This window comes from Nakamurella alba, from assembly GCF_009707545.1.
Lineage (GTDB): Bacteria > Actinomycetota > Actinomycetes > Mycobacteriales > Nakamurellaceae > Nakamurella > Nakamurella alba.
Map to the genome: position 1 here is coordinate 439,966 of NZ_WLYK01000001.1, position 14,514 is coordinate 454,479.

Annotated in this window: 13 protein-coding genes; 6 read left to right on the plus strand and 7 right to left on the minus strand. The window is 71.9% G+C overall.

All coding sequences use genetic code 11. The annotated features are described in order from the left end of the window. Positions 1 to 36: 36 nt before the first annotated feature. The 4 genes from GIS00_RS01925 to GIS00_RS01940 all read right to left on the minus strand — a co-directional run bounded on the left by GIS00_RS01925 (position 37) and on the right by GIS00_RS01940 (position 3,833). Complete coding sequence (locus GIS00_RS01925) at positions 37 to 774, minus strand: alpha/beta fold hydrolase (RefSeq protein ID WP_154766721.1); 738 nt, start codon at positions 772 to 774, stop codon at positions 37 to 39. Positions 775 to 862: 88 nt separating this feature from the next. Further along, positions 863 to 2,503 carry a monocarboxylate uptake permease MctP gene (gene mctP, locus GIS00_RS01930; RefSeq protein WP_154766722.1) on the minus strand — a complete coding sequence of 547 codons (1,641 nt, stop codon included), beginning with the start codon at positions 2,501 to 2,503 and terminating at the stop codon, positions 863 to 865. Then, complete coding sequence (locus tag GIS00_RS01935; protein WP_154767796.1) at positions 2,500 to 2,790, minus strand: DUF3311 domain-containing protein; 291 nt, start codon at positions 2,788 to 2,790, stop codon at positions 2,500 to 2,502. Before GIS00_RS01935 ends, mctP begins: the two co-directional genes overlap by 4 nt. 164 nt (positions 2,791 to 2,954) lie before the next feature. Then, positions 2,955 to 3,833 (minus strand): ribokinase, encoded by an 879-nt coding sequence (locus GIS00_RS01940; protein ID WP_230312721.1) that lies wholly within the window; start codon positions 3,831 to 3,833, stop codon positions 2,955 to 2,957. A 101-nt stretch (positions 3,834 to 3,934) separates the two neighbouring features. Between GIS00_RS01940 and GIS00_RS01945 the strand changes: the two genes are divergently transcribed. Together GIS00_RS01945 and GIS00_RS01950 are read left to right on the plus strand one after the other, a co-directional pair. Further along, positions 3,935 to 5,566, plus strand: a complete 1,632-nt coding sequence (locus GIS00_RS01945) for a fatty acyl-AMP ligase (protein ID WP_154766723.1) — start codon at positions 3,935 to 3,937, stop codon at positions 5,564 to 5,566. Between the two features lie 178 nt (positions 5,567 to 5,744). After that, positions 5,745 to 6,470, plus strand: a complete 726-nt coding sequence (locus tag GIS00_RS01950) for a hypothetical protein (RefSeq protein WP_154766724.1) — start codon at positions 5,745 to 5,747, stop codon at positions 6,468 to 6,470. A gap of 24 nt (positions 6,471 to 6,494) precedes the next feature. Here GIS00_RS01950 and pth read toward each other — a convergent pair whose 3' ends face one another. From pth to GIS00_RS01965, 3 genes are all read right to left on the minus strand, one after another. Further along, positions 6,495 to 7,061 (minus strand): aminoacyl-tRNA hydrolase, encoded by a 567-nt coding sequence (gene pth / locus GIS00_RS01955; RefSeq protein WP_322097354.1) that lies wholly within the window; start codon positions 7,059 to 7,061, stop codon positions 6,495 to 6,497. A 127-nt stretch (positions 7,062 to 7,188) separates the two neighbouring features. Beyond that, positions 7,189 to 7,818 (minus strand): 50S ribosomal protein L25/general stress protein Ctc, encoded by a 630-nt coding sequence (locus GIS00_RS01960; RefSeq protein ID WP_322097355.1) that lies wholly within the window; start codon positions 7,816 to 7,818, stop codon positions 7,189 to 7,191. 299 nt (positions 7,819 to 8,117) lie between these two features. Continuing rightward, positions 8,118 to 8,855, minus strand: coding sequence for a GntR family transcriptional regulator (locus GIS00_RS01965; RefSeq protein ID WP_154766726.1), 738 nt, complete (start codon positions 8,853 to 8,855; stop codon positions 8,118 to 8,120). A 383-nt stretch (positions 8,856 to 9,238) separates the two neighbouring features. Here GIS00_RS01965 and GIS00_RS01970 point away from each other — a divergent pair, with 383 nt between their 5' ends. The 4 genes from GIS00_RS01970 to GIS00_RS01985 are packed head-to-tail and all read left to right on the plus strand — an operon-like array spanning position 9,239 to position 14,495. Continuing rightward, on the plus strand, positions 9,239 to 10,123 hold the full coding sequence (locus tag GIS00_RS01970; protein WP_154766727.1) for a Cgl0159 family (beta/alpha)8-fold protein: 885 nt from the start codon (positions 9,239 to 9,241) through the stop codon (positions 10,121 to 10,123). After that, positions 10,120 to 11,031 (plus strand): 5-deoxy-glucuronate isomerase, encoded by a 912-nt coding sequence (iolB, locus tag GIS00_RS01975; protein WP_196073187.1) that lies wholly within the window; start codon positions 10,120 to 10,122, stop codon positions 11,029 to 11,031. Before GIS00_RS01970 ends, iolB begins: the two co-directional genes overlap by 4 nt. Further along, complete coding sequence (gene iolD, locus GIS00_RS01980) at positions 11,031 to 12,926, plus strand: 3D-(3,5/4)-trihydroxycyclohexane-1,2-dione acylhydrolase (decyclizing) (RefSeq protein ID WP_154766728.1); 1,896 nt, start codon at positions 11,031 to 11,033, stop codon at positions 12,924 to 12,926. Before iolB ends, iolD begins: the two co-directional genes overlap by 1 nt. A 30-nt stretch (positions 12,927 to 12,956) precedes the next feature. Then, the gene (locus GIS00_RS01985) at positions 12,957 to 14,495 is read left to right on the plus strand and encodes a CoA-acylating methylmalonate-semialdehyde dehydrogenase (protein WP_154766729.1); all 1,539 of its coding nucleotides are present in this window, start codon (positions 12,957 to 12,959) and stop codon (positions 14,493 to 14,495) included. Positions 14,496 to 14,514: the final 19 nt, after the last annotated feature.

Below are 14,514 nucleotides of genomic sequence, written 5' to 3' on the forward strand. Positions count from 1 at the left end.
CGCGTCGGTCCCACCGGGCGGGACACCCGGAGGAGGTCAGGTCGCGACGAAGTCCAGCACGTGACCGGCGAAGTCGGCGGGATCGGCGACATGCGGGCGGCGGCCCCCGGCGACGGTGTTGCGTTTCGCGTCCGGCACCGCCCCGGCCAGCTGGTCCAGCAGCGCCCGCTCACCGGTGTCCGCGCCGCTGTGCCCGAGAATGAGCGTGGGTGCGGTGATCGTCGCGAGCCGGTCCCACCAGGCGGGATCGGCCTGGGCCAGCTGGTCCAGCACGCTGCGGGCGCGGGACAGGCCGGACAGGTTCTGCCGGAGCTTGCCGCGGCGCAGGGTGGTCAGGGCGCCGTTCACCGCCATGCCCATCGACATCCGCGAGCTGGCGGCCGGGCCGGACCGCGGCGGCAGCGCCGGGTCGACGACCACCACGTGGCCGAACATGTCGGGCAGGGTCGCGGCCAGCGACAGAGCGAGGTAGCCGCCGAAGCCGTGGCCACCGATGTCGATGGTCTTGCCGTCGGCCAGCGCGGGCAACGCCAGGGCCAGGTACTCGACGAAGGACGCCAGATCGGTGGTCGGGACCGGGTCGGAATGACCCGATCCCGGCAGGTCCAGCGCCACCAGTTCGCGGCGGGCCTCGCACACCGGGCCCGTCAGCTGCTCGAAGACGGCGGCGGAGTCCCCGAGGTCGTGCAGCATCAGCAGCGGCGGCCCGGTGCCGTTGCTGCAGATCCGGAGTTCGCGTTCGTCGATGAGCATGTCGTGCACAGCGCTGTACATCCGCCGATCATGACTGATCAGCGCCGATCCCGCAGGGCGGGACGGGGTCGGGGCGACGTGCGCGGCAGGGCGGCGGAGGCGGACAGGGTCAGGTGGCCACCTCGCGGAGTCCGGCGTCGCCTTCGTCCACGTGGAAGTCCTCGCCCCTGGTCAGGTCGCGGCCCTCCCGCGCCTTCATCGCCCGCAGCACGACCGTCACGACCACGGCGACCACCATGTTCGCCACCAGCGCCACGATGCCGACGTAGATCTGGATCGTGGACCCGCTGAACGGGTGCCAGCCGAAGATCGACAGCTCACCGAGGGACAGCGCCGAGCCGCCGAAGTGCAGCTTGCCGTTGGCCGGGTTGGGGATCGTGTAGAGCAGGTACAGCCCCCAGGCCATCCCGACCACCCAGCCGGCGATCAGCGCCCGGGAGTGCAGCCACCGGGTGTACAGCGCGATGGCCACCGCCGGCAGGGTCTGCAGGATGATGACACCGCCGATCAGCTGCAGGTCGATGGAGAACTGCGGGTCGACGAACAGGATGAACGCCACCGCGCCGAACTTGACCACCAGCGAGGCCCACTTCGCCTGCTTGGCCTCCTGTTTCGGCGTCGCGTGCTTGGCGATGTACTCCTTGTAGATGTTGCGGGTCCACAGGTTGGCGGCCGCGATCGACATGATCGCCGCCGGCACCAGCGCGCCGATCCCGATCGCCGCGTAGGCGACACCCGCGAACCAGTCGGGGAACTGGCCGTCGAACAGCGCCGGGATGATGGTGTTGCTGTCCGGCCGGCCGGTCGCGTTGTTGGTCACCGGCTTCGTCCCGGCGGCGATCGCGGCGAAGCCCAGCAGCGCCAGCAGGCCGAGCAGGAACGAGTACGCCGGCAGCGCGATCATGTTCTTCTTGATGGTGTTCCGGCTCTTGGACGCCAGGATCCCGGTGGCCGAGTGCGGGTACAGGAACAGCGCCAGCGCCGAACCGAGAGCCAGTGTGGCGTACTGCAACTGGTTGTTCCCGGTGAGCAGGATCCCGTCCGCCTTCGACTCGCTGGCGTCGAACTTCGCCTGTGCGGTGTCGAAGATGTGGCTCCAGCCGCCGAGCTTGCTGGGCAGGTAGATGACCGCCACGATGATCACGATGTAGATCAGCGAGTCCTTGACGAACGCGATCAGCGCCGGCGCGCGCAGCCCGGACTGAAACGTGTACAGCGCCAGCACCAGGAACGCGACGAACAGCGGCAGGTGGCCGACGATCCCGGACCCGTTGATGCCCATGGTGCGCAGCACGGCCTCGAGACCGACCAGCTGGAGGGCGATGTAGGGCATGGTCGCGACGATGCCGGTGATCGCGACCAGCAGGGCCAGGGTGGGGGAGGAGTAGCGTCCACGGACGAAGTCGGCCGGCGTGACGTAGCCGTTCGCCCGGGACACGGACCACAGCCGCAGCACCGGCAGGAAGACGATCGGGTAGAGCACCACCGTGTACGGCAGGGCGTAGAAGCCCAGCGCCCCCGAGCTGAAGACCAGCGCCGGCACGGCGACGAAGGTGTAGGCGGTGTAGAGGTCGCCGCCGACCAGGAACCAGGTGATCCAGCCGCCGAACTTGCGGCCACCCAGGCCCCACTCGTCGAGGTGCTCCATGGTGTCGCCGCGCTTCCAGCGGCTGGCCAGGAAACCCATCACCGCCACCCCGACGAAGAGCACCGAGAAGACGATCAGCTCGACGACCTGCCCGCCGGTCATCGCCGGGCCTCCCCGAGGTCGCCTTCGTCCGGGTTCGCCGGCGTCAGCGCCGGGGATCCCGGCGCCCGTAGGTGTTTCGTCGCGGCGAAGACGATCCAGACGCAGGCGACACCGACGAAGACGAAGGCGAACTGGTACCAGTAGAAGAACGGCATCCCGAACAGTCGCGGCCCGTCCTTGTTGAACCAGGCGGTGATCAGCATCAGCAGCGGGACCAGCAGCAGCAGGTTCCAGGGACTGAAGATCAGGGCGTTGTGCGACCGCTCCGACGGGTCCGTGCCGGCCATCGTGTCCTCCGCTCCCGACCGCTCCGGCGCGGTCGACACGGGGACTCTAGGACCGCGCGGGGGCAGTGGCGAACGCTCGGTCCGGTTCGCCCGATTTTCGGAGTCCAAGATCAGGATTCCGCCCGGATGGAGCAGTGTCGCCGGCCGGTCCCGGACCGATGTTCTCAGCCGGCGAGCAGTTCACGGATCGCCGACTCGGTCGGCGCGCTCACCCCGGCGCCGAACACCGTGGTGGCCAGAGCGCCTGCGGCACAGGCGTACTCGAGCGCCTCGGCCGGGGGCAGCCCGCGCGACCAGGCGACCGCGAGGGCGCCGGTGAAGGCGTCTCCGGCTCCGGTGGTGTCGACGGCGTTCACGGCCGGGGCGCCGACGGCCGCGGTCGTACCCTCCGGGCCGCGGTAGCGGGCGCCCGCCGCGCCCAGCGTGGTGACCAGGTGCGGGATCCGTTGCAGCACCGCATCTCCCAGATCCGCCGCCTCGCCCTCGTTCACGATCGCCACGGTCACCGCGTCGATCAGCTCGTCGGGCAGCGCGGTGACCGGGGAGGCGTTGAGCAGTACCGGGACTCCGGCGGCGGCGGCGATCCCGGCGCCCCGGGTCACCCCGGCCATCGGGATCTCCAACTGGCAGACGAGCACGTCCGCGTCCCGGATCAGCTGCTGCTGGACCGGGTTCAGGTCCGCCAGCGTGCCGTTGGCCCCGGGCACCACGACGATGGTGTTCTCGCCGCCGTCGGCCACCGTGATCAGTGCGATGCCGCTGACCCCGTCGACCCGGTCCAGTCCGTCCCGGCCGACCCCCTCGGCCGCCAGGTGGGCCGCCAGGGTGTCGCCGAACGGGTCGGTGCCCAGCGCCCCGACGAACTGGACGTCGCCGCCGGCCCGCGCCGCGGCGATCGCCTGGTTGGCGCCCTTGCCCCCGGGCACGGTCCGGAACTCCCGCCCCAGGATGGTCTCGCCCGGTGCCGGGAAGTGCGCCACCGTGCCCACCAGGTCCATGTTCATCGATCCGAGCACGACGATCCTGGTGGCCTGCGCGGGCAACGGTCTCTCCTGGGGGTCGGTGGTGCGGCGCTCGTGATCCCGGCTCTCCGGCCGGGACCGGCCGAACCTACCGCGGACCGGGCTGCTCTACGGTGGTGGCCATGAGCGCCTTCCTCGACGCCCTGCGCACCGCTGGACAGGGGGACGCCGGGATGACCACCGGTGAGCCGCACGCGGCGGTGCGGACCGGCTGGGACGAGGTGCACCGGGCCGCGCTCGGCGGGGCCGCCGTCCTGGCGGCCGGCGGTCTGGCACCGGGCGACGCGGTCGCGATCCTCGCCGGCGCCCCGGCCGATGTCGCGCCCGCCGCACAGGCCGTCTGGCTGGCCGGTGGGTCGGTCACCATGCTGCACCAGCCGACCGCCCGGACCCGGTTGGACCGGTACGCCGCGGAGACGTTGCGCACCCTCCAGGTGATCGGCGCCCGCCGGGTGGTGGTCGGGGCGCCGTTCGACGAGTTCGCCGACGCGCTCCGGGAGAACGGGGTGGACGCGGTCACCGTCGACGAGCTGCGCGCCGGCGACCCCGACGCCGCCCCCGACGTGACCCGCGGCGACGACGACCCGGCGCTGCTGCAGCTCACCTCCGGCTCCACCGCCGCACCGAAGGCGGTCCGCATCACCCACGGCAACCTCTGGGCGAACCTCGAGTCCATGTGTGCCGCAGCGGATCTCCGTGGCGGCCGGGACGTGATGGTGTCCTGGCTGCCGCTGTTCCACGACATGGGCATGGTCGGCTTCCTGACCCTGCCGATGTGCCGCGGGATCGATCTGGTCACGGTGACCCCGGCCGACTTCCTCGGCCGGCCGCTGCTCTGGCTGGAGCTGATCAGCCGGTACGGCGGGACCTGCACGGCCGCGCCGAACTTCGCCTACGCGCTGGCGGCCCGGGTGCTGCCGCGTGCGGAGGAGCTGGACCTGTCCACCCTGCGGTTCGCGCTCAACGGGGCAGAGCCGATCGACGTGCGCGCGGTCCGCGGCTTCCTGGCGGCCGGGGAGCGGTTCGGCCTGGCACCGACAGCGGTGGTCTGTGCCTACGGCATGGCCGAGGCGACACTCGGTGTGTCGTTCCATCCGTGGGGCACCCCGCTGGAGATCGACGTGCTGGATGCGCACGCCCTGGAGCACGAGGCGCGGGCGCGACCTGCCGAACCCGGACCGGACACCCGGTCCTTCCCCGTCCTGGGTCCGCCGCTGGACGGGATCGAGGTACGGGTGGTGGCCGACGACGGTGCCGTGCGCGGCGACCGTGAGGTCGGCGTGCTGCAGCTGCGCGGCCCGGCGATCACCTCGCTGTACCTCACCGTCGACGGCCCGGTGCCCACCCGCGGCGACGACGGCTGGCTGGACACCGGCGATCTCGGCTACCTGGCCGACGGCCGCGTGGTCGTCTGCGGGCGGGTCAAGGACGTCATCATCATGGGCGGGCGCAACATCTACCCGACCGACGTGGAGCGGGTGGCCGAAGAGGTCGACGGGGTCCGCGCGGGCAACGCGGTGGCCGTGCGCTGGGTGGAGGACGGCCGGCGGGAGAGTTTCGCCGTCGCGGTGGAATCGCGGCAGGCCGACGACGAGTCGGCGGCGGCCGGGATCGCGAGTGCGGTGCGGTCGGCGGTCACCGCCGCGATGGGGGTCCGGCCGGGGCTGGTGAAGGTGCTGCCGGTCGGCACGCTGCCGAAGACGCCGTCAGGCAAGTTGCAGCGGGCCGCCGCCGGGAAGCTGCTGCAGGCCTGAGTGCGGGCCCGGAGGTCTCCGGGCAGTCCTGAACACGGCGCCGGAAGTCTCCGGGCAGTGGTGGGCACCGAACCGGAAGAAACGGGAAGATTCACGAACAACCGGGAACCGGGACGTATCGGACGGCGTCGGATCGGCACCTGACAGCCGACCGATGCACCCAGCCCGAGGATCCGACATGAACCCGACCGACTCCCGCACGACGACCCGCACCCGACCGACCGGCCGGCCCGGCCGCACCGCCGACCGGCGCGGCACCACCCGCAGCGTGCGCGCGCTGGCCGGTCTGGCCACCGGTGCCGCCCTGTTGCTGGCGGGCGCCTGCGGCTCGCAGGGCACCCCGGTGCGCGCCGACGGCACCACCCCCGCCCTGACCACCCCGGCCGCGAGCGCCACGACCACGGCGCCGGTCAGCAGCAGCGTGGTGGACGGGCCGGCCGGTACGTACCCCACCGGCACCGTCATCGAGTACACGTGGAACACCGGGTCGATCGCGCCGCCCTACAACCACGAGTGGACCGTCACGCTGACCGTCGGCGAGGACGGGTCCCCGGACACCGGAACGTTGATGTTCCAGGCGATGTACGTCGAGGACGAGCCCAGCTGGGAGCAGACCTTCGAGCCCGGCCCGGAGGCGGTGGCCGCCTACCTCGCGGTGGTGCACGAGCAGTTCCCGGACGGCACCATCGACGACGCCGACGACGGATCGGTCGGCGGCTCCTGGGCGACCTACCGGATCACCCTGCCCGACGGCACCGTCTTCGGTGACCGGCTCGGGTTCAACCGCGACTCGCGGATCGCCATGGAGGCGTTGGAGGAGGCCTCGAAAGCCCTTGTCCCGGCCAAGGTCTGGAACGAGGTCGAGGGTCAGTACCTGGACTGGCAGGCGGAACAGGACCAGTAGCCGCGCCCGCTGCTCGGGCACGGCTCAGGAGCCGTGGATCCGGTTCTGCGTCTCGAGCAGCCCGATCTCCAGCAGCGACTCCGCGGCGTCGGCCGCCAGTTCCAGCAGCAGCGGCAGTTCTTTGCGCTCGGCGGCGGAGAAGTCCTTGAGCACGTAGTCGGCGGGGTCCTGCCGGCCCGGGGGCCGGCCGATGCCGATCCGCACCCGCAGGTAGTCCTTGGTACCGATCGAGGCGGAGATCGAGCGCAGCCCGTTGTGGCCGCCCTCGCCGCCGCCCAGCTTGACCCGGATGGTGCCGGCCGGGATGTCGAGTTCGTCGTGCAGCACGACGATCTCGGCGGGCGGGGTCTTGTAGAACCGGGCCAGTGCCGCGGTCGGCCCCCCGGAGAGGTTCATGTACGACCGCGGCTTGCCGATCACCACCGACTGCCCGGCCAGCCGGCCGGTGGCGACGTCGGCGCCGCTCTTGTGCGAGGTGAACCGGCTGCCGGCGCGCGCGGCGAGCACATCGGCGACCATCGCACCGACGTTGTGCCGGTTCCCGGCGTAGCCCGGTCCGGGATTGCCGAGACCGATGATCAACGGGGGCACGGCGGGATCCTCTCGATCATGGGTACTCAGCGGCTACCGGCCGGCGGCCGGGGCAGAACCACGGCGGGCGCCGCCCGGGAGTTCCCGGTGCGGCGCCCGACAGGACAGCAGGTGGCGTGGGTTCCGATCAGGACTCGTCGGAGCTCTCGGCCTCGGCGGTCTCGCCCTCGGCAGCTTCGCCCTCGGCGGCCTCGTCCTCCTCGGGGACCTCGGCCAGCTGCGCGGTGTTGACCGCGACGACGAGGGTCTCCGGGTCGGTGACCAGGACGGCGCCGGACGGCAGGGTCAGCGCCCCGGCCAGGATCTGGGTGCCGGCCTCGGCACCCTCCACCGACACCTCGATGCCGGACGGGATGTGCAGCGCGTCGACCTCGATCGACACGGTGGCGGAATCGACCAGCAGCAGGGTCGACGGGGCCGGCTCGCCGACGGTGGTGACCGGCACGTCGACGGTGACCTTCTCGCCGCGCTTCACGATGACCAGGTCGATGTGCTCGACGTAGTCCTTCAGCGGGTGCCGGACGACGGACTTGGCCAGGGCCAGCTCCGACGCGCCGCCCTCGAGCTCGAGGGTGAGGACGGTGTTCGCGCCGGCCTTGATGGCGTGGGCGAACTCGCGGGCGTGCAGCGACAGGTGGCGCGGCTCGGTGCCGTGGCCGTACAGGACGGCGGGGATCTTGCCGGCGCGGCGGGTGCGGCGGGCGCCGCCCTTGCCGAACTCGGTGCGGGTCTCGGCGCTCAGGCGGGACTCGGACACGGTGACTCCTAGCAGACTCTCGGTGCGGTGGGCCTCGGCGATCGCAGCGACGTGCGGATCCTCCGGCCCGGGGGCGTGTGGCCGGGGCGCGGGGACAGGCACAGCGGGACGGACCCACCGCGTCGATCACGGTGATCCGGCATGTCCGCCCGACCGCACCTCCGGGAACCGGAAGGACTGAGCCGACGGACACGACGGGGATCACCCTCGCCGAGGCAACCGCTCCAGCCTACCCGCGCCCGGGGCGCGCTCCAAACCGTCCGCACAGGACCGCCCCGACGGCCGGAGCGGCGCCGGGATCAGTGGTCGACGAGGGTGACCTCGAAGGAGTACTGGCTGGCCCGGTAGACGTGGTGTCCCCACTCGACCACCTGCCCGGTGTCGTCGTGGGTGGTGCGGTCCATGGTCAGCAGCGGGCTGCCGCGGCGCTCGGTGAGCAGCTGGCACTCCTCCGGCAGGCCCGAGCGGGCTCCGATCCGCTGCTTGGCCACCTTGATGTGCACGCCCCGGGACCGCATCACCTGGTACAGCCCGCGGTCCTGCAGGTCGGCGTTGCCGATGTCGGTGAGTTCCTCCGGCAGGTAGTTCTCCAGGATCGCCAGCGGCTCGCCGTTGGCCCAGCGCAGCCGGCGCAGGTGCAGCACCGGCCGCCCGACGGCGACCTCCAGCTGCGAGGAGACCAGCTCGGACGCCGGGATCAGTTCGTTGCACAGCACGTCGGTGCGCGGCGCCTGGTGGTGCCGGCTCAGGTCGTCGAAGAGCGAGGTCAGCTCGACCGGCCGGGTCACCTTGCCGTGCACCACCTGCGTGCCCACCCCGCGCTTGCGGACCAGCAGCCCCTTGTCGACGAGTTCCTGGATGGCCCGGCGCATCGTCGGGCGGGACAGGCCGAGCTGGTCGGCCAGACTGATCTCGTTGTCCAGGCGGGTCCCCGGGCCCAGCTGGCCGGAGGAGATGGCCTCCTCGATCTGCCGGGCGGCCTGGAAGTACAGGGGGATGGGGCTGGACCGGTCGAGGTCCACGAAGAGGTCGGTCATCGGCTCCGCCCGGGGTATGAGGTGACACACAGACTAGCGGGCAGCTCCGCACGACTGAATGACGGAATGTTCTGACAAACTATTGACAGAGCGCGGGCAGCGAGACCAGTCTGGGCGCACACGCCGTCGTGGTCCATGTGCGCTTCCTGGTCTCCGGCCCGTGTGCACGTGTTCCACAGCAGAAAGGCTCGGCGTGGCGCCACATCTCGTCCGGATCGTGTCGGTCCCCGGTTCCCGGGTCGACCGGCGTTCCCTCCCTGCCGTTGGCCGTCGCCGGTGCCTCGGCGGCGCCGGCGGTCCGGCTCCCACCCCCGCTGCCCGCGCGGCCACGTCGTCCCCGGCCGCCCTCCCCGTTCCCGCGTCCGCAACCGCGAAGGTGCTCCATGTCTGACACGCTCGCCGGCCGCTACGCCCGGATCACCGAGATCCGCGCCCAGGACCCGGATGCCGTCGCCCGGGCCGCCGCGGCCCGCCGCCGCCGCCCGCTGCTGCAGGGCGACGGCCGGCTGATGATCATCGCCGCCGACCATCCCGCCCGCGGCGCGCTCGGCGTCGGGTCCTCGCCGATGGCGATGGGCAGCCGGATCGAACTGCTCGACCGGCTGCAGACCGCGCTGTCCCGCCCCGGCGTGGACGGCCTGCTCGGCACCGCCGACATCATCGAGGACCTGCTGCTGCTCGGCGCTCTCGACGACAAGGTGGTCATCGGCTCGATGAACCGCGGCGGCCTGCAGGGTGCCGAGTTCGAGCTCGACGACCGGTTCACCGGCTACGACGCGCAGGGCTGCGCGGACATGGGGCTGGAGGGCGGGAAGATGCTCACCCGCATCGCCCTCGGCGATCCGGGCACCGTGTCGACGATGGTCGCCAGCGCGCAGGCGATCAACGAGCTGGCCGAGCGCAAGCTGATGGCGATGATCGAGCCGTTCTGGTCCTTCCGCTCGGGAGGCCGTGTCACCAACGACCTCTCGCCGGAGGCCGTGATCAAGTCGGTCGCCGTGTGCTCGGGCCTGGGCCGTACGTCCGCCTACACGTGGATGAAGCTGCCGGTGGTGGACGACATGGAGCGGGTCATGGAGTCGACGACCATGCCGACCCTGCTGCTCGGCGGCGACCCGGCCACCTCGCCGGAGGAGACCTACGCGACCTGGCGGAAGGCGTTGCAGCTGCCCGCGGTGCGCGGCCTGGTCGTCGGCCGCACCCTGCTCTACCCGCAGGACGGCGACGTCGCCGCCGCGGTGGACACCGCCGTCTCGATGGTGCGGTGACGGTCGTGCCGCAGCTCTACCTTCCCGCCGGGTCCGCCGCCCGGGACCCGTTCGACCTCGAGGTCACCCCGGAGACCGCGGGCTGGGGCTTCTCCGGTCTGCGCGTGCTCACCCTGCCGCCGGGCGTGCCGGTCGCCGTCGCCACCGGCGAGGACGAGGTGATCGTGCTGCCGCTGTCCGGTGGGCTCGAGGTGCGGGCCGAGGGGCAGCGACTGCTGCTGGCCGGCCGGACCTCCGTCTTCGACGGCGTCACCGACTTCGTGTACCTGCCGCGGGACACCGACGCCGTGCTGGAGAGCGAACAGGGCGCGCTGGTGGCGCTGCCGGCCGCCCGGGCGTCCCGGCGGCTGCCGCTGCGGTACGCCCCGGCCGCCGAGGTGCCGGTCGAGCTGCGCGGCGCCGGTTCGGCCAGCCGGCAGGTCAACAACTTCGCCACCCCGGCCGCGTTCGAGACCGACAAGCTCATCGCCTGCGAGGTTCTCACCCCCGCCGGCAACTGGTCCTCCTACCCGCCGCACAAGCACGACGAGACCTCGGAGAGCGAGTCGGAGCTCGAGGAGATCTACTGGTACCGGTTCCGTTCGCAGGCCCCGGTGCCGGTGAGCGGGCACGGCGCCGGCATCCAGCGGGTCTACGGGACCGCGGACCGGCCGATCGAGATCCTCGAGGAGGTGGCCGACGGCGACACGGTGCTGATCCCGCACGGGTGGCACGGCCCGTCCATCGCCTCCCCGTCGCACGACATGTACTACCTGAACGTGATGGCCGGCCCGGAGCCGACCCGGGCGTGGAAGATCGTCGACGATCCCGACCACGGCTGGGTCCGCGACCGCTGGGCCGACCAGGACGTCGACCCGCGGCTGCCCTTCTACACGGCGACCGCCCCTGCGCAGCAAGGAGATCGGTGATGACCCCGACCACGGTCCGGCTGACCGTCGCGCAAGCGGTGGTCCGTTTCCTCGGGCACCAGTACGTCGAGCGGGACGGGATCCGGCAGAAGTTCTTCGCCGGCTGCTTCGGGATCTTCGGCCACGGCAACGTGGCCGGCCTCGGCCAGGCGCTGCTGCAGGCCGAGATCGAGGAACCGGAGCTGCTGCCGTACCACCAGGGCCGCAACGAGCAGGCCATGGTGCACATCGCCTCCGGCTTCGCCCGGCAGCACGACCGGTTGCGCACCTTCGCGGTCACCGCGTCGGTCGGCCCGGGTGCCTCCAACATGCTGACCGGTGCCGCGCTGGCGACGATCAACCGGCTCCCGGTGCTGCTGCTGCCCGGCGACATCTTCGCCACCCGGGTGTCGTCCCCGGTGCTGCAGGAGCTGGAACTGCCGTCCGGGTACGACGTGTCGGTCAACGATGCCTTCCGCCCGCTGTCGAAGTTCTTCGACCGGGTGTGGCGGGCCGAGCAGCTGCCGGCAGCGCTGCTGGGCGCCATGCGGGTGCTCACCGATCCCGCGGAGACCGGCGCGGCGACCATCGCGCTGCCGCAGGACGTGCAGGCCGAGGCGCACGATTGGCCGGTCGAGCTGTTCGCCGACCGCACCTGGCGGGTCGGCCGGCCGGTGCCCGAGCCGGCGCTGGTGCAGGAGGCCGCCGAGCTCATCCGTGCCGCGAAGCGACCGTTGATCGTGGCCGGCGGCGGCGTCACCTACGCCGATGCCAACGAGGCGCTGCGGGTGTTCGTCGAGACCACCGGGATCCCGATCGGGGAGTCCCAGGCCGGCAAGGGCTCGCTGCCCTTCGACCACCCGCTCAACGCCGGCGCGATCGGGGCGACCGGAACGACGGCAGCCAACGCGCTGGCCCGCGAGGCCGACCTGATCATCGGGATCGGCACCCGCTACTCGGATTTCACCACCGCGTCACGCACCGCCTTCCAGGCGCCGGACGTCCGGTTCGTCAACGTCAACGTGGCCCGGATCGACGCGGTCAAGCACGCCGGGCTGCCGCTGCAGGCCGACGCCCGGGAGACGCTGACCGCGCTGACCGCGGCCCTGGCGGGTCACCGGACCTCCCAGCACTACCAGGACCGCGCCACCGCGCTGGCCCGGGAGTGGGACGCCGTCGTCGTGGCCTCGCACCACTCCGGCTACGGCGAACGGACCGGGGTGCTGGCCCAGGCCGAGGTGCTCGGCGCCGTCGAGGCGGCCATGGAGCCGACCGACGTCGTGGTGTGTGCCGCCGGATCGCTGCCCGGTGACCTGCACGGCATGTGGCGCACCCGGGAGCGCAAGGGTTACCACGTCGAGTACGGCTTCTCCTGCATGGGGTACGAGATCCCCGGTGGGATCGGCATCCGGATGGCCGCCCCCGAGCGGGACGTCTTCGTGACCGTCGGCGACGGCTCGTACCTGATGATGCCGACCGAGCTGGTCACCGCGGTGCAGGAGCACATCAAGATCATCGTGGTGCTGCTGCAGAACCACGGCTACGCCTCGATCGGCGCGCTGACCGAGCAGGTCGGCGTCAGCCGCTTCGGCACGAAGTACCGCTACCGGGACGAGACCTCGGGCCGGCTGGACGGCGGGATCCTGCCGGTCGACATCGCGGCCAACGCGGAGAGCATGGGCGTCACCGTGTTCCGGGCGAAGACGCTCACCGAGCTGAAGTCGGCGCTGGAGTCGGCCAAGGCGCACACCGGCGGGCCGGTGATGGTGCACGTGGACACCGACCTGATCGAGCAGTCCCCGTCCGGCGACGGCTGGTGGGACGTGCCCGTGGCCGAGGTCTCCACCCTCGACGTCACGCAGACCGCCCGCGCGAACTACGACCACCACAAGCAGGCCCAGCGCCCGCTGTTCTAGGACGAGAACCGTTCACCGAGAGGAACTCTCATGACCACCATCACCGACACCGACACTCTGGCGCAGGAGACGGCGGGCCTGCCGGTGCTGCCGCACTGGGCCGGCGGCACCGAGTTCGCCGGGACGTCCGGCCGGACCGCGCAGGTGTTCGACCCGGCCACCGGGGTGGCGTCGTCACTGGTCTCGCTGGCGTCCCGGGAGGACGCGGACGCCGTGATCGCGGCGGCGGCACAGGCCTGGCCGGCGTGGCGGGACATCTCGCTGGCCCGGCGCACCCAGGTGCTCTTCGCCTTCCGGGAGCTGCTCAACGCCCGCAAGGGAGAGCTGGCGGCGATCATCACCGCCGAGCACGGCAAGGTGCTGGACGACGCGCTGGGCGAGGTGACCCGCGGCCAGGAGGTGGTGGAGTTCGCCTGCGGCCTGGCCCACCTGCTCAAGGGCGGCAACACCGAGAACGCCTCCACCAAGGTCGATGTCGCCTCGCTGCGGCAGCCGCTCGGGGTGGTCGGCATCATCTCCCCGTTCAACTTCCCGGCCATGGTGCCGATGTGGTTCTTCCCGGTGGCCATCGCCTGCGGCAACGCGGTGGTGCTCAAGCCGAGCGAGAAGGACCCGTCGGCGGCGAACTGGCTGGCGGCGCTGTGGAAGGAAGCCGGCCTGCCGGACGGCGTCTTCAACGTGCTGCACGGCGACAAGACCGCGGTGGACGCGCTGCTGGAGAGCCCGTCGGTGCGGTCGATCAGCTTCGTCGGCTCGACCCCGATCGCCCGCTACGTCTACGAGACCGGCACCCGGCACGGCAAGCGGGTGCAGGCCCTGGGTGGGGCGAAGAACCACATGCTGGTGCTGCCCGACGCCGACCTGGACCTGGCCGCGGACGCGGCGGTCAACGGCGGGTTCGGTTCGGCCGGCGAGCGCTGCATGGCGATCTCGGCGCTGGTCGCGGTGGACTCGATCGCCGACGAGCTGGTCGGGAAGATCAAGGACCGGATGGCCGGGCTGCGCACCGGTGACGGCCGCCGCGGCTGCGACATGGGGCCGCTGGTCACCGCGCAGGCCCGGGACCGGGTGGTCGGCTACATCGAGGCCGGCGTGCAGGCCGGCGCCACCGCGGTGGTCGACGGGCGCGGGGGAGAGGTCGACGGCGATGCCGGCGGCTACTGGGTCTCGCCGACGCTGTTCGACCACGTGACCACCGACATGTCGATCTACACCGACGAGATCTTCGGACCGGTGCTGTCGGTGCTCCGGGTCGACGGGTACGACGAGGGCCTGCAGATGATCAACTCGAACCCGTACGGCAACGGCGTGGCGATCTTCACCAACGACGGCGGCGCCGCCCGGCGCTTCCAGAACGAGGTCGAGGTCGGCATGGTCGGCATCAACGTCGCGGTGCCGGTGCCGGTGGGCTACTACAGCTTCGGCGGCTGGAAGGCCTCGCTGTTCGGCGACACCCACGCCCACGGCACCGAGGGCGTGCACTTCTTCACCCGGGGCAAGGTGATCACCACCCGCTGGCTCGACCCGAGCCACGGCGGGATCAACCTCGGCTTCCCGCAGAACGACTGAGCCCAGGGCCTTCCGGCTC

Bases quoted from the DNA above. Each gene is read 5' to 3' on its own strand.
- GIS00_RS01925 (WP_154766721.1), bottom strand. From the start codon at position 774: ATGTACAGCGCTGTGCACGACATGCTCATCGACGAACGCGAACTCCGG.
- mctP (WP_154766722.1), bottom strand. From the start codon at position 2,503: ATGACCGGCGGGCAGGTCGTCGAGCTGATCGTCTTCTCGGTGCTCTTC.
- GIS00_RS01935 (WP_154767796.1), bottom strand. From the start codon at position 2,790: ATGGCCGGCACGGACCCGTCGGAGCGGTCGCACAACGCCCTGATCTTC.
- GIS00_RS01945 (WP_154766723.1), top strand. From the start codon at position 3,935: ATGAGCGCCTTCCTCGACGCCCTGCGCACCGCTGGACAGGGGGACGCC.
- GIS00_RS01950 (WP_154766724.1), top strand. From the start codon at position 5,745: ATGAACCCGACCGACTCCCGCACGACGACCCGCACCCGACCGACCGGC.
- GIS00_RS01965 (WP_154766726.1), bottom strand. From the start codon at position 8,855: ATGACCGACCTCTTCGTGGACCTCGACCGGTCCAGCCCCATCCCCCTG.
- GIS00_RS01970 (WP_154766727.1), top strand. From the start codon at position 9,239: ATGTCTGACACGCTCGCCGGCCGCTACGCCCGGATCACCGAGATCCGC.
- iolD (WP_154766728.1), top strand. From the start codon at position 11,031: ATGACCCCGACCACGGTCCGGCTGACCGTCGCGCAAGCGGTGGTCCGT.
- GIS00_RS01985 (WP_154766729.1), top strand. From the start codon at position 12,957: ATGACCACCATCACCGACACCGACACTCTGGCGCAGGAGACGGCGGGC.